Source organism: Achromobacter sp. (assembly GCF_049647645.1).
Taxonomy (GTDB): Bacteria; Pseudomonadota; Gammaproteobacteria; order Burkholderiales; family Burkholderiaceae_B; genus Achromobacter.
Genome location: NZ_JBARYB010000148.1, coordinates 1 through 18,923, shown reverse-complemented (window position 1 = coordinate 18,923; position 18,923 = coordinate 1). Strand labels below are relative to the sequence as shown.

Sequence of the window (18,923 nt, the reverse complement as noted above, 5' to 3'; positions counted from 1 at the left end):
GAGCACGCATGGCGCCTGCCGCCGCCAAGCTGGCCGGTGGCGGCGCGCGGGCCGCCGCTGGAGCTGCCAGCAGCGCGAAGTCGGCGTTTCAGGCCGGTTCCGCGTCGGCCGGCGGCGGCCTCAAGGGCAGTGCCGCCGGTGTAGGCAATGTCGCCAAGACCGGCGCGCAGGCGGCCGGGCAGAAGGTGGCCGATGCTGCGCGTTCGATGAAGGAGCGCGTCGCCGCCGCCTTCCGGCCCGATGACGCCCCGGCATCAGCGGGTGCGGGCGGCCCGCAGGGTGGGGCCGATACCGCCACATCGCCAACCGCACAGCCCGCCTGGGCCAAACGCCTGCATCGCAGGCAGCAGTTCACTCATGCCGCGACGACCGCCGCCCACACGCTGCGCGGTGGCGATGCGGGCAGCTCCAGCCAAGGCCCGAGCCTGCGGGACGACTGACGGCCTTCGACTATTTCAAGGAGAACCAGCATGCGATTCAAACGACCCCAGGTGCGCTACGCCGACACGCCGCAGCCTGCCACCCCTTACCAATCCGCCGCGCAGGTCTGGGACGAGCGTATCGGCTCGGCCCGTGTGCAGGCGAAAAACTGGCGCTTCATGGCATTCGGCTGCCTCACCTTGGCCGTGCTCATGGCCGGCGGCCTGGTCTGGCGCTCGGCGCAGTCCATCGTCACCCCTTACGTCATCGAGGTGGACAACGCGGGCCAGGTGCGCGCGGTCGGCGAGGCCGCCACGCCGTACCGGCCCAGCGACGCGCAGGTGGCTTACCACCTCGGCCGTTTCATCGGCTTGGTGCGCTCTCTGTCCATAGACCCCATCGTGGTGCGGCAGAACTGGCTTGATGCCTACGACTACACGACTGACAAGGGCGCCGTGGTACTCAACGAGTACGCCCGCGTGAACGATCCGTTTGCGCGTATCGGTAGGGAGTCGGTGACGGTGCAGATCACCAGCGTGACCCGCGCCAGCGACTCATCTTTCAACGTGCGCTGGACGGAGACGCGCTTTGTGAACGGGGCGCTGGATCGCACCGAACGCTGGAACGCCGTGGTTTCCATCGTGCAGCAGACGCCGCGCACCGAGCAGCGTGTGCGCAAGAACCCTTTGGGTATCTACCTCAATGGCCTGTCGTGGAGCCGTGAACTGGATGCGAATGAAGGAGCAAAGCCATGAATGATCTTTCCCGCAAATCCGCCTTGCCGATCATGTTGCTTGCCCTCGCGGGCTGCGCCACGCAAGGCAAGCCACCGCCCGTGATCTCGCTCGATGAGCTGGTGCAGGCCCAGCCGCTGCCAGAGCCGCCCGCGCCGGTGGAGGTGGTGGCCGTGCCCGAGGTGTTGCCCATGCCGGCGCAGTTGAAGCCGTTGCCCGAAACGGAGGACGCCAAGTCCACGCCGGAGCCGGCAGACGAGAAGGTGCGCGTCTCGCGCGCCAATGCCGAGGCCCGCGTCGCGCCCACGCGCGAGGGCTACGTCAACGCGATTCAGGTGTGGCCCTTCACCGATGGCGCGCTCTATCAGGTCTATGCGGCCGTGGGCCGCGTGACCGTGATTGCCTTGCAACCGGGCGAGGAACTGGTGACGGTGGCCGCCGGCGATACCGTGCGCTGGATCGTGGGCGACACCTCCAGCGGCAACGGCGCCGACTTGCGCGTGAACGTGCTGGTCAAACCCGTCCGCTCGGGCCTCAAGACCAATCTCGTCATCACCACCAGCCGCAGGACATACCTGCTGGAGCTGTCCTCGACGGAAAAGACGTGGATGGCATCGGTGTCCTGGGAGTACCCGCGCGACCGGATGCTGGCTTTGCAGCGCCAGGCGCAGGCGGCCAGCGCCGCCGCGCCGGTCGATACCGGGCTGGCGCTGGAGAACCTGCGCTTCCGCTACGCGATCAGCGGCAGCAATCCGCCCTGGAAGCCGCTGCGCGCGTTCGATGACGGCGAGAAGGTCTATATCCAGTTTCCGGCGGGCATCGCGCAAGGCGAGCTGCCGCCGCTGTTTGTCATCGGCGCGCAGGGCGACGGGCAACTGGTGAACTACCGCTTCCGCTTGCCGTACTACATCGTGGATCGGCTATTCGGCGCGGCCGAACTGCGCCTCGGCGGTGACAAGGGCGACGTGGTGCGAATCGAGCGCACGGATGGCGTGGCACGGAGGAACTGACCATGAGCCAGGATGACACCCCCGACCTCGCCACGCCGCAGGCTGGCAAGGTCGCGCCCGAGGCGGTGGCGCTGCGTGCCCAGCCGCGCCCGGTCACACGCCTGAACCGGCGCACGTTGGCCATCCTCGTCGGTGGCCTGTCGGTCGCCGTGCTCGGCGCCACGATCTGGTCATTGCAGCCGCAACGGCGCGGGGCCAACGAGCAGACCGAGCTTTACAACGTCGATCGTGTGTCGAAGTCCGAAGGGCTGGACGGTCTGCCGACCGACTACTCGAAGCTGCCGCAGAAGTTGCCGGAGCTGGGGCCGCCGCTGCCGGGCGATCTTGGCCCGGCCATCGTGAACTCGCAGCAGCCGGTGACGCCAGGGTATGCGCCGCCGGGCCACGATTCCGAGGATGCCTTGCGCAAGGAGGCCGATGCAGCGGCAGCTTCGTCGGTGTTCTTCCGTTCGGGGGGCCAAGGCCAAGCCGCCGCCACGGTGGCGCAGGCGACGCCGGGTGCGCTTGGTGGTGCAAGCGCGCTCGCGGCCTTCGACCCGCTCGCTGCCGGCCCGACGTCGGTGGCGGCGCAGCCTGCCGACCCGACCGCCGTGCAGAACCGGCAAGACCAGAAGGAGGCGTTCCTGAAAGCCGGATCTACGGAAACCCGCAATTCCGGCAATCTGGCACTGCCGGCGTCGCCCTATCAGGTGATGGCCGGAACCGTGATCGCGGGCGCGCTGGTGACGGGCATCAAGTCCGACTTGCCGGGCGACGTGATCGCCACCGTCACGGAGCCGGTCTATGACACGGCCACGGGCAAGTTCCTGCTGATCCCGCAGGGATCGCGCATCCTCGGGCGCTACAACAGCCAGGTCAGCTATGGGCAGAGCCGCGTGCAGGTGGTGTGGAACCGGGTCATCCTGCCTGACACGTCCTCGCTGACGCTCGACAACCTCGTGGGCACCGACCCGGCCGGCTACGCCGGCCTGGAAGACGACGTGGACTGGCATTGGAGGCGCATCTTCGCGGGCGCGGTGCTGGCGACGCTGCTGGGCGTGGGCGCCGAGCTGGCCGTGCCGGAGAACCGCCAGGACGGCAACCGCATCGTCATCGCCGGGCGCGACAGCGCCCAGGACAGCATCAATCAGGTCGGCCAGGAGATCACCCGGCGCAACATGAACATCCAGCCGACGCTGACCGAGCGGCCGGGCCTGCCGGTGCGGATCATCGTCAACCGCGATTTAGTGTTGCGGCCGTACCAGCCGATGTTCTTCCAGCGGGGAGCGATGCAATGAGCACGACGAAGAAACTACGGTTGGGGCCGCTTCCCAAGCTGGCGTCCACGAAGCTGACCTTTGTGTGTCCGGTCAGCCTGAAAGCCGACCTCGACCGCTACGCCGCGCTGCACGCGCAGGCGTATGGCGAGGCCGTCGATGCAGAGAAGTTGATCCCGCACATGCTGGAGGCGTTCATGGCGGGAGATCGGGGATTCAGTAAGAACGAGCGCGTCACGCGGCCGCTTACACGGCCGGCTTCGGTGGATGCACCAGCACGCTGACTCCTAAAACGCAGAACCGGGGCGGTTCAGTGGCCGAGGCCATCGGCCGAGCGCTGGAATTCGTGCCGAAGGAGCGACTGTTCCCGTGCACCAACTGCGGCCTGGCGCCGATGGGGCGGGACGTAGCCTGGCGCAAGCTGCAGGCGCTGGCGGAAGGCACGTGGCTAGCCAAGGAGCAACTCGCCATGGCATGGCACCCACTTGGTCGTCGGGGCGATCTGTTGACCTCCGTCCCGACGTGACCGTCAGGCGCTTTTCATAGTGGTGATGGACATTGCCGGTTTTGTTCGGGCCCTGTGGGGAGGCGCGATGAGCGCGAACGATTTTGCACCTCTTGTCGCCACCAGGCTTCAATGCTTGTGACCGCTTTGGGCATCGTGAGCGGCAGGCTGAACGCTGGTGTTCAGCGCGCGCACGGGTGCCTTCACTTCGACTGATTCGCGCTTGCCGTCCTTGCCTTCGATGACCAGTGTGAGAGGCACGGTGTCTCCTTCTTTCACCTGTTGCTTCAGGTCCATCAGCATCACGTGGTAGCCACCGGGTTTGAGTTCCACGGTCTTGCCGGCAGGCAGTTCGACGGCTGGCACCTGGCGCATCTTCATCACGTTGTCCTGCATGGCCATCTCATGGACCTCGACGGCCGGCGTGAGTGGGGAACTGGCCGAGACCAGCTTGCTGTCCTTGGCAGCCTGCAACTGCATGAAGGCGCCAGTGGCCTTTTGCTGCGGCACGGTGGCACGCACCCATGCGTCCTTGACGGTGACTTGTGCCTGGGCAGCGGCTGCAAACATGGCGGCAGCGACGATGACGGAGCGGATGATGGGTTTCATGATTTTCTCCTTGTGAGGATTGAGGTTCAGGCGGGATTCAGGAGCTTGCGGATGTCATCCGCGTAGTCCTGGGCGGGTTGCTCGTGTCGCAGGGCGAGGCGCAGCTTGCCCTGCGGGTCGTAGACGTAGCTCAGGGAGGTGTGATCCATGGTGTAAGAAGCACCCGTGGGCACCTTCTTGTAATAGATCTTGAAGTCCTTGGCGACCTCGGCGATGCGCTGCGAGTCTCCGTATAGACCGATGAAACTCGGGTCGAACGCCGTCGTGTAGGCCTTGAGCACCTCGGGCGTATCGCGCTCGGGATCGACAGTGATGAACAACGTCTGGAGGCGCTCGCCATCCTTACCCAACAGCAGCTTCACCTCGGCGGCGCGCACAAGTGCCGTCGGACACACATCAGGGCACTGCGTGAAGCCGAAGAACATGAGAACGGCCTTGCCACGGAAATCCGCTAGCGTGCGTTCCTTGCCGTCCGGATCGGTGAGGCGAAAGTCCGTGGCGTAGGTTGAACCGGTCAGGTCGATGCCATGGTAGGTCACCACGGGCTTACGGTCGCATCCGGCCAACGCAAGTGCGGAAAGCGTCATGGCGGCGCCCGCAGCCCATAGAACTTGGCGCCGCGATGCAGTATTTTCGGAGAGTTCCGTCAATGTTTCTCTCCCGGTGCGTGCGGCCCGTGGTTGCCTGAGCTGTCCATACGAACCATACCGTCGAAGGTGGAGAACAGGGCGCGGCGCTGCGGCGTGACCGAAGCTTCGGCCGTGGCAATCATCCGGGCCATCTCGCGGGCCGCAGTTGGCGACATTCCGGTCAACTCCAGTGTCTTGACCTCTTTGAGTCCATCCCCCGCGCAAGCTGCGACCTGCCACCGCCCATCGGACTTTCGGGTCAGCAAGGCGCGCCCCCCTCGACCGTCCTGCGTCCAACCCGCCACAGCATGGTCGGCCAACACCGTGATGGGTCCGACATCGAGCCGCGCTTGCGGCTTGTCCCAGGTTTTCAACATCACTTGGCGAATGCCGGCTTGATCGGCACCATCTATGTGCTGGGCAGAAAGCGGCAGGGTAAGTGCAGCCAGAATGCCGCTGGCAAGGATGCTTTGCAGAAATAGTCTCTTCATTTCACGCTCCTATTCAGATGAGTGGACTCAGAAACTTGCCGTGAGGCCGATTTGTGCCGACCGGCCGGGCATCGGGTAGCCTGGACGATAGGAATAGTCGCGGTCGAAGAGGTTCTCCAATGCGACGAACACTTCCCCTTTCTTGCCCAGAGCAGGCATGGGATACGACATCCGGACGTTGGCCACGGTGAACGCCCCGACACGCTCAGTATTGACTGCCCCAGCCGTACGCGAGCGGTTCAATGCCCACACGGCGGATTGATACTGGGCGTCAACCGCAATGCGAATTGGCCCGGCTTTTCCGTTCACACCCAGCGTGACCGCCCGGCGCGGGCTGTACGGCAGGTTCTCGATATTGGCGTCCAGCAGCGTCAGGCCTGCGAAGACGGACCAGTCGCGGCCCAGGCCTTGGCGGACCGACAATTCGGCACCGCGCATGGTGTAGGCGCCCAGGTTGATGAACTGGGGTGGCGGAGGCACATCGGGCGGGAAACCGAAGATGTAGCGGTTCTTCACCTTGTCATGAAACACGCTCGCATCGATCTGCGTCATCTCGGAGGCCGTCCACTTGAAGCCGATCTCCGCATGGTCGAGCTCTTCTGCAGAAAGCTGCTTCCAGCTGTTGCCCAGCGCCGGGATCAGTGACGCAAGGAGCGGTGTTTCCAGACCGGGGTAGTTAATGCCACGTGACAGGTTGGCGAAGACCGTCAACCGGTCCGAGACCAACGATACGCCGGCCTGCGGTGCGGCTTTGGACGCGAATTGGCTGTGGTCGTACAGGCGCAGACCGGCGGATGGCACCAGGGTCCAATCGGCGGACAGCGCAATGTCCTGGTTCAACGCCACATAGGGCGAGGTGATCTTGAACGTGGGGGAATCGAAGAAGCCCCGCGGTGCGGGTGCCACGCGGTTGAACGTGGCGTCACCCGCAATGCGGTCGTGGTCGATGCCTGCGATCACCGTGCCTCCCTTCCAAGGAGAGAACTGCTCTTTCCAGCGCAGTCCGCTCATGCTGGAACGGTTGATGCTGTCTCCATCCGGCGTGGGCTGATTCAGCCAATCGCCACGGGCCTTGTTCTTGTACAGCTTGAATTCGCCGCGCCAGTCGCCATGCACGTGGCTGATCGAGGTACTGAGCATCCCGGCTTCAGTGTTGTACTCCGGCGCCACGGCGGGCGTGGCAACCCGGTCGTCGCCTGGATCCTTGGCCTTGTTGTTCACATAGACGAAGCTGGCGCCAATCGACCAGTTGGCGTTGAGCCGATAGCCCACGCGGCCCAGGACGTTGTTAAGTTCGCCATCGGCATTGGCGCGATGGCCGTTCGACTGCGCATGGCCTTGAGACAGAGACCAGTCCAGGTCTCCCTGACGACCCAGCAGATTGAACTGTTCTGTAAAGGTGCCGAAGGAGCCGCCAGAAAGGCGTACATCGCCATGGATCCCATCTTGGGAAGCGCGCTGCGTCTGGAGATCGACAGAGGCGAAGTTGTTGCCATTGACGTGCAATTGCGGGCTCTTGTACACGGTGATGGACTGCATGCTGTTGATTGGCAGCAAATCGAGCAGAGGATGGCTCCACAGTCCCATGTAGAAGGGCACGCCATCAATGTAGGTCTTGATCTCGCTGCCCGGGCGACTGACGCCCATGCCGCGGATGAACACGGCCCCGCCCTGATCGCCGCCGAAAGCGCCCACCGGGTTGTAGCGAGAGATCTGCACACCGGGCGTGCGGCGCAACGCAGAGGCCAGATCCACCGCGTTCTGGTCGCGCAACTGATCTTGCGTGATAACCGCCGATCCTGTGGAGAAATTGTCTACGTTCACGTCTTCGACCACCGGCCGGGCGGTGACGATGACGGGATCGAGGGTGGCGGTTTGAGCAATGGCTAAGGTCGCAGAAATCAGGCCTGCGGCAACAAGCGCGATAGTCAGTGGTGCGCGATTTAGGTGCATGAAAGTCTGTTGTCTTCAGAGTTTGTGGATAGGAACCCGGCAAGGTCGAAAGGCCGCTTTTGCGTTGCTCAATGCGTGCGCCAGGTCAGGCCGGCGTAGATCGACCGGCCATCGCCCGGGAAGTAGTACGCGCCATCCAGGCCGCGCGCATTGGCCTGCACGGCCGTCGTGGCTGCGTACCTGCGGTCGGTCAGATTGCGTCCCTCCACGAACCAGCTCCAGCCACCGCGCAGGTCGCCGCTGAGAGTGAGGTTCAACAACGCGAATCCGTCCGCGGCCACGGTGTTGGCATGGTCGATCCAGGTGCGCGACGGCTGCCACTCGACACTGGGCGCTAACCTTATCCAAGGGGCCGCCTGCCATTGCAGCTCGGCGCGCAGCAGATGTGGCGGGATACCGGCCAGACGCTTGTTGCCGTACACCGCGTCGCCGTCGAAGCGGAAGTCGCTGTAGAGATATTGGCCGCGCACCGTCCAGCCGGGCGCCAGCGTGCCGGTGGTCGAAAGTTCCAGGCCCTGGTGAAGGGTGCGGTCGGCATTGACCGTGCCCAGCGCTGCACCGCTGGCATTGGTCATGGCCAGCAGTTCGCGCCGCACGTTCGACCGGTACAACGCGGCGTCCCAGGTCCAGCGGTCGGTGCGGCCGCGCCAGCCGAGTTCGACTGTGGTCGCGCCTTGCGCGCGTGCCAGCGGATTCGTCGCGTTGTAGGCGACCTCGCCGAACGGCGCAGCCTCGAAGCTGCCGCTGATGTTGGCGAACCATTGCGAATTCGCTGACGGCGTATAGAGCACGCCCAGCTTGGGCGAGGTACCGTTGAACTTGACGTCGTAGCTGGAGGCCGGGGTCATCAGGTTGTCCAGCCGGCGGCGGGCCTGCACGTTCTGCACGCCCGCCTGCAGCGCCCAGCGATCATTCAAGCCGTGGGTGTATTCGGCATACACGGTGTTCTGGCGTCCATCCAGCTGCGTGCGCCCGGTGGCCGCGCCCGCGGCACCTGCCACGTTGGCATTGCGCCATTCCTCGCCATCGAGCCTGGCAAAGGAAACGCCAGCCACCAGCCTGCGTGTCAATGCTGACGAGCCGAACTCGACCGCGATGCGCGAGTCGAAGCCGGTGTCCTGCATGCTCTGCTGCAGAATGCCGTAGGTCATGGCGTGGTAGCGGTCGCGGTCCGCCGTGTACAACGACGTCGTCCAGCGCACATCGGCATTGGGCTGCCAGGTCAGCCGCAGCGCGCCGCGCTTCTGCGTGTAGTCGTTGGTGGCCTTGAGCGCAACGTAGTTCGTGCCGGCCTGGCGCGGGTTGGCGTTCATCGAGGCCAGGGAGATGCTGCCCGGCATCTGCATCGTAGAGTCGACGTAGGAGAGGAAACCCCTCAGTTCCAGTGTGTCCGACAGGCGCACGCCGACATTGCCGGACAACCGGTCGGCACGGTAGGCCGATTGTTCGCGCCAACCGTCCTGCTCGCCGCGGCTGATGCTGAGGAATCCATCCACCACCTCGCCCCGCGCGGCCAAGTTGGCCTGCGCCTGCCGCTGACCGAACGACCCCGCTTGGACCCGCAGTGCCGCCGTGGGGGCAGTAAGGCCGGAGGGGGAAACGAAGTTGATCGCACCACCCAATCCATTGGCGCCGTACTCCAGCGCATTCGCTCCTCGCCAGACCTCGATGTACTGCATCGCCGCAGGATCGATCGACTGGAAGTCTGCCGAACCATCGGTCTGGTTCAGCGGAATGCCATCCTGATAAAGCTGGATGCCGCGCATCAGGAAGCCGCGCTGTATTCCGGAGCCCCGGATGGAGAGCCGTGCGTCCTGGCCGTGGCGCGCCTGGGCGAGTACGCCGGGCGCGTAAGCTAGCGCATCCACGGCGGTGGCGGCGCGTCCGCTGGTGTAGCTCTTCGCATCGACGACGGCAGTGGCGCCTGCGCGCCGTGCGATGTCTTCACGGGCCATCTTCAGATCTTCTGCGGCCTGGGCATCCGTCGAGCTTGAGCCGATGACTTCCACCGTTGGCAACGTAGTGGAGGTTTGTGCCCAGGAAGCTGGGGCGGCGAAGCCGACCAGGCCTGCGCAGGCAAGCGATGAGGTCAGCGGGGTGCGGAATCGGGACATCGATGGTTCTTTCTTGAGCATGTTCTTGGGAAGATGGGTCAGGGTGTGGCTTGATCGGATTGCGCGCGTGCGTTCTTTTCGGCTTCGAGGCGCAGGATCAGCGGGTCAACGCCGGCGTCGTACATGGCCTTGACCATCCACTCCACCAGCCAAGAGGTCTTTTCGGGCGTTCCGCCCTGGATCGGCGGCGCGGGGTCGTACTCCATGTCCAGCATCACGCCCTGCGTATAGCGCTGGCCCCAGTTGTCGTTGAGCAAGGCCAGGGACATGTCCATGCCGGCCGTGACGCCCGCCGAGGTCCAGTACTTGCCATCGCGCGTGTAGCGCTCGTTGGCCGGGATGGCCTTGTACTTCTTGAGAAACTCTTCTTCGCGGTACCAGTTGGTGGAGGCCCGCTTGCCCTCCAGCAGCCCGGTGGCGCCCAGGATCCAGACACCGGTGCAGATGGCGCCGGTGTAGGTCGTGCCCTTGTCGATCGCGCGGATCCAGTCCAGCACGCGCTCGTCGTAAGCGGCCTCGATGGTCCCGGTGAAACCGCCCGGGATGATCAGGATGTCGAGCTGCTTCACCTCATCGATCACCGTATCGGGAATGACCTGCACCCCCATCACGGTCTTGATCGGCCCGGGCTTCACGCCGATCAGCCGCGTGGCGGCACCGGCCTGGCCCAGGATGTAGCGCGGGCCGGTGAAGTCCAGGTCATTGACGCCGTCGTAAACCAGAATGCCGATCTGCCGGATCGGGTGCTTGGGCTTGCCCAGAATGGCGTCCATGACCATCGAATGGTTCTCGGGCGTGACCTGTTCGGGCAACTGCGCCTTGAGTGCGGTATCTTCGGGAGAGAGCTTCTCGATGGGCGGAGGCTCGGCGCGTGGCGCCGACTTATCACCACAGCCAGACAGCGCCAGTGCGCAGGCAAGCATGGCGAATCCCCGAGCGGTGCGGGCCCACGGCTTGGTGAGGTGATTGAAGTGCTGTGCCATGGCTCCGGGCTTCATGGCTTGGCTCCTTGGCCGGGAGACGCCTTGAAGCCCTTCGCTGCCATCAAGGCCGCGCGGACTTGAGGGCCGAAGTCCTTGAACATGTCCGTGACCATGGCGGTCACATCAGATGGCGCGGTGCGTGGCGTGCCCGCGTTGAACGGTGGCTCAGGCGCGTACTCCGCCAGCAACTGCGTGGTCTGCGCGTAGGCGGTGTCGCGCAGCATGCCGACAATGGTCAGGCCCAGGTCCAGGCCCGCGCTCACGCCGGCGCCGGTGATGCGGTTGCGGTCGTGCACCACGCGTGCCTGCACGGGCGTGGCCCCGACCTCTGCCAGCAGCGCGTGCGTCGCCCAGTGCGAGGTTGCCCTGTACCCCTGCAACAGGCCGGCAGCGCCCAGCAAAAGCGAGCCCGTGCAGACGCTGCTCACCAGTTTGGCTCGGCTACCCCGGTCCGCGAGAAAGGCCAGGATCTGCGCGTCCCGCATGGCTGCAAGGGTGCCAGCGCCGCCTCCGGGAACGAACAGGATGTCCAGGTCCCGTGGGCACTTGGCCAGTGTGGTTGTGGGCACGAACGAGAGCTGGGTGTCGCTCACCACCGGCGCCATGCTCTTGGCGATGTGATGCACCTTGGCGCCCATCAAGCTCGCGAACATGTGCTGCGGGCCGACGAAGTCCAGCGCGGTCATGCCCGGGTAGAGCAGCATGCCGATCTGCTCCTTGCCGGTCCAGGACGCGGGCATGGCGCTCATGTCGTGTGGCTCGGGCGCCTGTGCGGGCTGGCCCTGGCCGGCGCGGGCCAGCCACGGAGAGGCTGCCAGCACTGCGGTGGCGGCTCGCAGGAAGCCACGTCGCTCGGCGCTCTTCATGGCCGAACCTCAGTAGTCCACGCGCAGCGTGAGCTTGGCCGTGCGCGGGTTGCCCAGCTTGATCCAGTCCTGCACGAACTGGTGGCTGCCGGTGTAGTACTTGCGGTTGAAGACGTTGTCTAGGTTGAACTGCAGGGACGCCTTGCTGGCGCCCAGCGCGAACCGGTAGGCCACCATCGCGTCCACGCGCGCGTAGCCGGGCATCTGGAAGGTGTTGCCTGCATCCCCCTGCCGCGCGCTCTGCGCGAACACACCGCCGCCGACTGTCCATTGGCTGTCAATGGCGTAGCGTGCCCACAGGCTAGCGGAGTGCCGCGCCACATTGGCGAGCTTCATGCCCTTGTAGGTCGGGTCTTCGGTGACTTCGGTGTCGGTGTAGGCGTAGGAGCCAATGAGCGACAGCTTCTTGGTGAGCTGGCCCGAGACGTCCCACTCCAGGCCGCGTGCGACAGCCTTGCCGATGGTGACGACGTTGGTGCCGGTGGGCGAAAGCGGATCGAGTACCGAAGCACCTCGGTTTCGCTTGGTGAGTTGGAACACGGCCACCGTGGAGCTGAGCTTGCCGTCGAACAGTTCGATCTTGTGACCCACTTCGAACTGCCGGGCGCGCTCGGCCGCCAGTGCAGCGCCAGTGACGGTGTCGCGGCCGTTGTTGGCGGCGACCGCGTCCTGGTACTGCGCATACACGGATTGGTTGGGTGCGAACTGCCACACGGCGCCCACGCGGGGCGTGGTGAAGGACTGCTTGTTCGGTTCCGTGCCCGGCACGCCGAACACCGCGTTCGTGCGGTCGTGGCGAAGCGCGCCGGTGAGGAAGACGCCGTTGCCCAGCGCGAGTTGGTCTTGCACGTAGACGCTGGTCCAGCGGCTGTAATCGTCGTAGTCCTGCGGCATGGACATGGAGGTATCCAGTCCGGACGTGTTGCCCAGCACGGGGTTGTAGACATCCACCGACGAGATCTGCTGCAGGTAGGTCGTGCCGGTCTTCTCCGTGCGGTAGCTGTCGAAGCCCACCAGCACGGTGTGCCCGATACCGCCGGTCTGGAACTTGCCGATCAGGTCGGCATTGACCTGATCCACCCTGTAGCGGCCATCGGGGCGCACGCCGAAGTAGTAGCGGCACAGCGGATCACCCGTGCCAGGGCAGGTCTGGCCAGGCAGCATGCCCATGCCGTAGTCCCCGCGGTAGGTGGCAATGTCCATTTCGGAGGTGTCGCTGTTCAGGCTCAGCAACCGGCCCTTGAGCTGCCAGGTGTCGTTGAACTGGTGCGAGGCATCGAGTTTGAAGCTCGTGGTCTTGGCGCTGGAGAGATACGGCGAGTCGTTGTACTGGCGCGACCAGGGCAGATCGGCGGGCCGGTTGCCCACGGCCGGAATGCCGTAGTCGGTGCGGTAGCGGTTGTCGGAATAGTCCAGCGTGGCGGTGACGCTGGTGCGCGCATCGGGTACCCACGCCAGGCTGCCGGTGAAGGTGCTCAGGCGGTCTTCGACGAAATCGCGGATCGAGTCGGCGGTGTAGTGCGACGCAGCCACCCGTCCCCGCAGGGTCTTGTCGGCATTGAGCGCGCCGGACGCTTCGATCACGGTGCGCGAGAGGCCCCGCTGACCTATGGTTTGCTCGAAGCCGAATTCCGGGACGACTGAGATGGGTTTGGTGACGACGTTGACGAGGCCGCCTGGCTCTGATCGGCCGTACAGCACGCTGGCCGGTCCCTTGACGACCTCCACCGACTGGACGTTGGCCATGTTGATGGGCACGCCCATGACCTTGGAGCCATCCAGGTAGTAGCTGGAACTACCGGACATCGAACTCATCGCCGTCATCGAGGTCGAGGGAAAGCCGCGCAGGATGAGCAGCGGCTGCATGGAGCCGTTGAAGCCGAAGTCGTACTGCACGCCCGAGACGTTGCGCACGGCCTCGGTCAGGGTCAGCGCGCTCTGGTCTTCGATCACCGCGCGCGGCACGATCTGGACGCTCTGCGGGTTCTGCAGCGACGGCGTGTCCGTGCGGGTGGCGGTGCTGGTGTTGGGCTGCCTGTAGTCGTCCGGGGTGCCGGTGACCGTGACGGTGGGCAGCGTTGGTGCGGCTGGCAACTCTTGCGCGGTGGCGCCGGTCGCGAGAGTGACGAGGCTGGCTGCGGCCAGGACGGCAAGAGGCACTGGCGGATGGGCTTGCATGATGGGTCTCCTCCAAAACGGTTCTGATAGATCTGGGCGTGGGGAAGGGGCGAGCCCGTGTGGACTCGGATAGACCATCTCGGCCGAGGCAAGGTCGCGTCGATGCCAGCGCAGTCGTGCCCAATGGGCGTGCCATGGGCCAGGTCGGGCGAGAGCCCGTCAGGACGTGTGCGCGGAGCCGTTGCGCCGATCAGCAGCCAGCAGGCATACGTCGGTACGCCTGTGGCCGAATCGCTTCAGCAGCCGGATGTCAGGCGCGCGAGGGAGGGCCGCGAGGCGGCAGGGGGGCGCCCACTAGCGCGGCAATGCGCGCCGCCTCGATGGAAGCCAGCGCATGCGCCAGCGGCTCTGGCTGGCTCATTGATTGGGTAACGATAGAAGCAGGCAAGGATGCCGGAAGACACATCGCGCAATCCAGCGTGTACTGGCCCGCTTCGACGACATCACCGTTCTTGTCGACCACGATGACTCTCATCGCGCCGCCATCCGAGCAGATCATCTCCATCGTCTTGGGAGCAACGATGGGCGAGGCCATTGCAACGCCCAGCGTCAACGCGAACCACGCCAGGACGAGGCGAATGAGCGTTGAGGATGTGCGCAGGGCATGCATGTATCAAATTATGACTTACTCGACTGGATGCTTATCGTAATTTCCAAAACCCCTGAAACCTGGAAACGTTCAGACTCCGCCTACCCCTCAATCGCTTCAAGCGGACAGGATTGCCGCCGAGATCGAAGCATCAGCAGCAAGGTCTGCGGATGGAGTGCGTATTTGGTTGCCACGCCTGCTCACGAGTTGACGTCCTGAACCGCAGAGCCGCCCCCTCCTTGGATCACGCTGCCGCACTGTCCCAATCTCTACGAAAGCTGAGCAACGCCTGCGCGCATCTTGCGGATCACGGGGGCAATGTTGGCTCGCCGCCCCAGCCGCTGGGTCAGGTTGCGGCATACGCTTTCCGGTGCCGCATTGATGATGCCGGCGATCTCGCGTAATTGGGGCAGTTGCTGGTGACGGACCGCGGCAATATCCTCGCCCGTCGCCTCCTGTAGGAGCATCAGCAAATGGTCCAGCCGCTGCGCGACCGAACCTTCCCGTAGCCGCATCACGCCGGCCGCACGCTGCTGCCCTTGCGTGAACGCCGCCGCCAGGACCAGCACGCGATGGACTTCGGTATCCAGATCCACCGTCCTCAACTGGCAGGGAACCACGGCTGTGGCGCAGAAGGCGTAGGGTTGAGTCAGAACGGCCTCCGCGCCGACCAGGTCACCTGGCAAGGCCAGGTGCACGAGACCGGTACCTGAAGGTTGATCCACCTCCAGGCGCAGAACACCCCTGGACACTTGCCACACGGGCCCCGCGTCTCCGGCGCGGAACAATCGCTCGCCCGCAGCGAGTTCCCTGATGGGCACGTTGGCCCCACCTTTTTCAAGCGGGTCCATGAGGCGCCTCCTTGTGGTGAGAGGCCTCTTGCGCAGCCTGCTTCTTGAGCGCTTCATCGTCCATCAATTCATACCACATCGCGTTGAGCACGGCGAATCCGGCAGCCAGCGGCAGGCCGAGAATCCAGGCAAAGTACCACATCGTCGTTTCCTTTCTATGAGTACGTTCAGGTTCAGTAGGCGTGGTCGCCATGGGTGATGTCGCGCGGGCGAACCTTGCCCCACATCACGCGGTACACCCAGGCGGTATAGGCCAGGATCAGCGGCACGAAGATGATGGTGCAGACCAGCATGATGAACAGCGTCAGATGGCTGGACGAGGCATCCCACACCAGAAGCGACGAGCGAAGATCGATGGACGAGGGCACGATGAACGGGAACATCGATGCGCCCACACTCAACACGATGCCGGCCACGGACAGACCGCTGAAGATCACCGTGATGCCTTCCCAGCGGGCGCTCAGGCCCACCAGTGTCAGCAGCGCGCCGATGAAGCCCAGCGCCGGTGCCAGCATCGTCCAGGGATGGTTCTGGTAGTTTGCGAACCAGGCGCCCGCCACCCCCGAGGCCACGGTCTTGAGCAGCGGGTTGGACGGGCCGCCCGTCGCCAGCGGGCTGGTCACCTGGTAGCCGCCGATGCCGCTCCACAGCCACGCGCCGGCCAAGCCGTACAGCACGATGGTCACGACGCTGGCGATGCTGGCGTAGCGGCGCGAACGGGCGGCCACGGCACCGTCGGTCTTGAGCGCCAGCCAGGCGCCGCCGTGCATCACCAGCATGGCCACCGAGACCAGGCCGGCCAGCAGCGCGAAGGGGTTGAGCAGGCCGAAGAAGCTGCCTTCGTAGACCATGCGCATATCCTCGGTGTAGCGGAACGGCACGCCCTGGAGCACGTTGCCCAGGGCCACGCCGAAGATCAGCGCCGGCACGAAGCCGCCGACGAACAGCGCCCAGTCCCACGTGTTGCGCCAGCGCGCGCTCTCCTGCTTGCTGCGGTACTTGAAGCCAACGGGCCGCAGGATCAGCGCGAACAGGATGGCGAACATCGCCAGGTAGAAACCGGCGAAGGACATCGCGTAGACGTGCGGCCAGGCGGCGAAGATGGCGCCGCCACCCAGGATCAGCCAGACCTGGTTGCCCTCCCAAACTGGGCCGACCGTGTTGATGACCACGCGGCGCTCCACGTCGTCGCGCGCCACGAAGGGCAGCAGGCTGCCCACGCCCAGGTCGAAACCGTCGGTGACGGCGAAGCCCACCAGCAGCACACCCAGCAGCAGCCACCAGATGACGCGCAGGACGTCGTAGTCGAGGAGTGTGTGGAGAATCATGCGGCGCCTCCGTTGGCTTCAAAGGTGGTGGGTTGGGACGTACCGGGCGGGACCTTGCCGATCAGCGGCGCGGCCGCCCCGGGCGAACTGGCCGACTCGGGCTCGGGACCCTTGCGGATGGCCTTGAGCATGAGCTTCATCTCCACCACGATCAGCACCGTGTAGATGGCCATGTAGCCCAGCAGGGTGAACAGCACGGTGCTCGCGCCCAGCTCGGACACGGCCAGCGCTGTGGGGAGCACACCTTCGACGGCCCAGGGCTGGCGGCCGAGTTCGGCCACGATCCAGCCGCATTCGGCGGCGATCCAGGGCAGCGGGATCGACCAGACGGCGATCTTCAGCAGCCAGGGGTGGGCATCGAGACGGCGCCGCGCCGACAGCCAGAAGAAGGTGGCGGTGAGCACGATAAAGAACATGCCCAAGCCGACCATCACGCGGAACGACCAGAACAGCGGCGCCACCTGCGGCACCGTATCCCAAGCCGCCTTGGCGATCTGCGCGTCCGTGGCCTGGCGCGGATCGTCCAGATAGGGTTTGAGCAGCAGGGCGTAGCCCAGGCGATGGCCATGCAGTTCCCACATCAGGCGCGCCTGGGGTGGCACGGCCGCGTCGGAGCCCGCAGCGCGAATCTGCTGCAGCGCGTCGTAGGCCTGGATGCCATCGCGGATGTTCCGGTTGGCCTGCTGCACCAACTGGTGGATGCCCGGGATCTCGGTCGTGAGCGAACGGGTCCCGATGATGCCCATGACCCACGGAATGTGCACCGCGTAGTGGGTCTTGCGCGCCTCCTGGTCGGGAATGCCTATGGCCGTGAATGAGGCTGGGGCGCGCTCCGTGTCCCACATGGCCTCGACCGCCGCCAGCTTCATCTTCTGGTGCTCGCTCGTGGCATAGCCGCTCTCGTCGCCCAGCACCACGACCGACAGCGACGCGGCCAGGCCGAAGGACGCTGCAACGGTCATCGAGCGCTTGGCCAGATCGGTGTGGCGCCCCTTGAGCAGATACCACGCCGACACGCCCAGCACGAAGATCGCCGCGATGGTGTAGCCAGCCGACACCGTGTGCACGAACTTGGCCTGCGCCACCGGGTTGAACAGCACGTCGTAGAAGCTGTCCACCTCCATGCGCAGGGTCTGCGGATTGAGCTTGGCGCCCACCGGATTCTGCATCCACCCGTTGGCGATCAGAATCCACAGGGCTGAGAAGTTGGTGCCGATCGCGACCAGCCAGGTCACGATGCAGTGCGCCACCTTGGACATGCGCTCCCAGCCGAAGAAGAACATGCCGACGAAAGTCGCCTCCAGGAAAAAGGCCATCAGGCCTTCTATGGCCAGCGGCGCGCCGAACACGTCACCAACGTAATGGCTGTAGTAGCTCCAGTTCATGCCGAACTGGAACTCCATCACGATGCCGGTGGATACGCCCAGCGCGAAGTTGATGCCGAACAGCACGCCCCAGAATTTGGTCATCTGGCGCCAGATGGTGCGGCCCGTCATCACGTAGACGGTTTCCATGATGGCCAGCAGCACGGCCAGCCCGATCGTGAGGGGCACGAACAGGAAGTGGTAGAGCGCGGTCATCGCGAACTGCAATCGCGATAAGCCGACGACGTCGAGATCCATGGTGAAGATCCTTTCTTGGATGGAAGACAGTGAAAAATCAGTGCTGACGCAAGGCTTGCAGCGCTGCGTCGAATCCGGGGGTATTGCGCACGTGCTGCGCCACGATGCGACCGTGATCGAGCACCACGAGGCGCTCGGCGAGCCGGGCCTCGCGGCGCAGGTGGGTGGCGATCAGCACGGTCCGCCCGCCTGCATTCCGGGACAGCCGGGCGAGCACGTCTTCAGCGGTGGGCGCGTCCAGGCCCTCGGTGGGCTCGTCCAGCAACCAGAAATCGGCGGGGTGCAGCAGCAGCCGCGCCAACGCCAGGCGACGGCTCTGTCCGCCCGACAGACCCAGTCCCCCTTCGCCTAACAGCGCGTCCAGGCCCTGCCCATGCCGTCCTACATCGTCGGCCAGGCCGCTGTCGCGCAGGGCGTCCCAGAGTTGTTCGTCGGTGGCCTGCGGGTTCGCCAGACGCAGGTTGTCGCGCAGGCTGTCCTGGAACAGTTCGGTGCGTTGTGTGAGCCAGGTGCTGGGCAGCGCCTGTAGCGCACCAGCTCGTGCCGGCAACTCGCCAGCGATCAGCGCGAGTAACGTGGACTTGCCGGCGCCGCTGGCGCCGACCACGGCCAGCCGCTCACCGCGCGCCACGTGCAGGTCGATGCCGCGCAATGCCGGCGTGCCGAGTGGGTCGTGGCCCGCTTCGACCGCCGCCAGATGCACGGCGTGGGCCTCCGATCCCGGTATGGCGCGTGGCGCGCACGATGGCGGCTGCGTGTCGCCGGCGAGCCGGGGTGCCAGGCGC

At 65.3% G+C, this 18,923-nt stretch carries 18 protein-coding genes and 2 pseudogenes; 6 read left to right on the top strand and 14 right to left on the bottom strand.

Going from position 1 to position 18,923, the window contains the following annotated elements:
• The 6 genes and pseudogenes from WBB14_RS17640 to WBB14_RS17615 form a co-directional block, all read left to right on the top strand.
• Nucleotides 1-440: pseudogene (locus WBB14_RS17640) on the top strand (P-type conjugative transfer protein TrbL); the annotation flags it as partial.
• A gap of 30 nt (nt 441-470) precedes the next feature.
• Entirely contained in the window at nt 471-1,175 is a 705-nt protein-coding gene (trbF, locus tag WBB14_RS17635) for a conjugal transfer protein TrbF (RefSeq protein WP_424240979.1), read from the top strand.
• The gene (trbG, locus tag WBB14_RS17630) at nt 1,172-2,164 is read left to right on the top strand and encodes a P-type conjugative transfer protein TrbG (protein ID WP_424240978.1); all 993 of its coding nucleotides are present in this window, start codon (nt 1,172-1,174) and stop codon (nt 2,162-2,164) included. The genes trbF and trbG overlap by 4 nt, the downstream gene beginning before the upstream one ends.
• Nucleotides 2,165-2,166: 2 nt before the next feature.
• Nucleotides 2,167-3,441 (top strand): TrbI/VirB10 family protein, encoded by a 1,275-nt coding sequence (locus WBB14_RS17625; protein ID WP_424240977.1) that lies wholly within the window; start codon nt 2,167-2,169, stop codon nt 3,439-3,441.
• Nucleotides 3,438-3,704: a DUF2274 domain-containing protein gene (locus WBB14_RS17620; RefSeq protein WP_424240976.1), complete on the top strand. Its 267-nt coding sequence runs from the start codon at nt 3,438-3,440 to the stop codon at nt 3,702-3,704. The genes WBB14_RS17625 and WBB14_RS17620 overlap by 4 nt, the downstream gene beginning before the upstream one ends.
• 29 nt (nt 3,705-3,733) lie before the next feature.
• Nucleotides 3,734-3,946, top strand: a pseudogene (locus WBB14_RS17615) (hypothetical protein); the annotation flags it as partial.
• A 108-nt stretch (nt 3,947-4,054) separates the two neighbouring features.
• Here WBB14_RS17615 and WBB14_RS17610 read toward each other — a convergent pair.
• The 14 genes from WBB14_RS17610 to WBB14_RS17545 form a co-directional block, all read right to left on the bottom strand.
• Nucleotides 4,055-4,534, bottom strand: coding sequence for a copper chaperone PCu(A)C (locus tag WBB14_RS17610; RefSeq protein ID WP_424240975.1), 480 nt, complete (start codon nt 4,532-4,534; stop codon nt 4,055-4,057).
• A gap of 26 nt (nt 4,535-4,560) precedes the next feature.
• Nucleotides 4,561-5,121: an SCO family protein gene (locus WBB14_RS17605; RefSeq protein ID WP_424240980.1), complete on the bottom strand. Its 561-nt coding sequence runs from the start codon at nt 5,119-5,121 to the stop codon at nt 4,561-4,563.
• Nucleotides 5,122-5,180: 59 nt separating this feature from the next.
• Nucleotides 5,181-5,654 (bottom strand): copper uptake system-associated protein, encoded by a 474-nt coding sequence (locus tag WBB14_RS17600; RefSeq protein ID WP_424240974.1) that lies wholly within the window; start codon nt 5,652-5,654, stop codon nt 5,181-5,183.
• Nucleotides 5,655-5,681: 27 nt separating this feature from the next.
• A complete protein-coding gene (locus WBB14_RS17595) occupies nt 5,682-7,607 on the bottom strand; it encodes a TonB-dependent receptor plug domain-containing protein (protein WP_424240973.1) in 1,926 nt (641 codons plus the stop codon).
• A gap of 68 nt (nt 7,608-7,675) precedes the next feature.
• Entirely contained in the window at nt 7,676-9,721 is a 2,046-nt protein-coding gene (locus tag WBB14_RS17590; RefSeq protein ID WP_424240972.1) for a TonB-dependent receptor family protein, read from the bottom strand.
• A gap of 38 nt (nt 9,722-9,759) precedes the next feature.
• On the bottom strand, nt 9,760-10,719 hold the full coding sequence (locus WBB14_RS17585) for a DJ-1/PfpI family protein (protein ID WP_424240971.1): 960 nt from the start codon (nt 10,717-10,719) through the stop codon (nt 9,760-9,762).
• On the bottom strand, nt 10,716-11,570 hold the full coding sequence (locus tag WBB14_RS17580) for a DJ-1/PfpI family protein (RefSeq protein WP_424240970.1): 855 nt from the start codon (nt 11,568-11,570) through the stop codon (nt 10,716-10,718). Before WBB14_RS17580 ends, WBB14_RS17585 begins: the two co-directional genes overlap by 4 nt.
• A 9-nt stretch (nt 11,571-11,579) precedes the next feature.
• Nucleotides 11,580-13,748 (bottom strand): TonB-dependent siderophore receptor, encoded by a 2,169-nt coding sequence (locus tag WBB14_RS17575; RefSeq protein ID WP_424240969.1) that lies wholly within the window; start codon nt 13,746-13,748, stop codon nt 11,580-11,582.
• Between the two features lie 250 nt (nt 13,749-13,998).
• A complete protein-coding gene (locus WBB14_RS17570) occupies nt 13,999-14,358 on the bottom strand; it encodes a DUF2946 domain-containing protein (RefSeq protein WP_424240968.1) in 360 nt (119 codons plus the stop codon).
• Nucleotides 14,359-14,606: 248 nt separating this feature from the next.
• A complete protein-coding gene (locus WBB14_RS17565) occupies nt 14,607-15,188 on the bottom strand; it encodes a Crp/Fnr family transcriptional regulator (protein ID WP_424240967.1) in 582 nt (193 codons plus the stop codon).
• Nucleotides 15,175-15,330 (bottom strand): cytochrome bd-I oxidase subunit CydX, encoded by a 156-nt coding sequence (cydX, locus tag WBB14_RS17560; protein WP_424240966.1) that lies wholly within the window; start codon nt 15,328-15,330, stop codon nt 15,175-15,177. The genes WBB14_RS17565 and cydX overlap by 14 nt, the downstream gene beginning before the upstream one ends.
• Nucleotides 15,331-15,361: 31 nt before the next feature.
• A complete protein-coding gene (gene cydB, locus WBB14_RS17555) occupies nt 15,362-16,516 on the bottom strand; it encodes a cytochrome d ubiquinol oxidase subunit II (RefSeq protein WP_424240965.1) in 1,155 nt (384 codons plus the stop codon).
• On the bottom strand, nt 16,513-18,138 hold the full coding sequence (locus WBB14_RS17550) for a cytochrome ubiquinol oxidase subunit I (RefSeq protein WP_424240964.1): 1,626 nt from the start codon (nt 18,136-18,138) through the stop codon (nt 16,513-16,515). Before WBB14_RS17550 ends, cydB begins: the two co-directional genes overlap by 4 nt.
• 37 nt (nt 18,139-18,175) lie before the next feature.
• The coding region (locus WBB14_RS17545; protein WP_424240963.1) for an ATP-binding cassette domain-containing protein at nt 18,176-18,923 on the bottom strand (748 nt) is incomplete at its 5' end.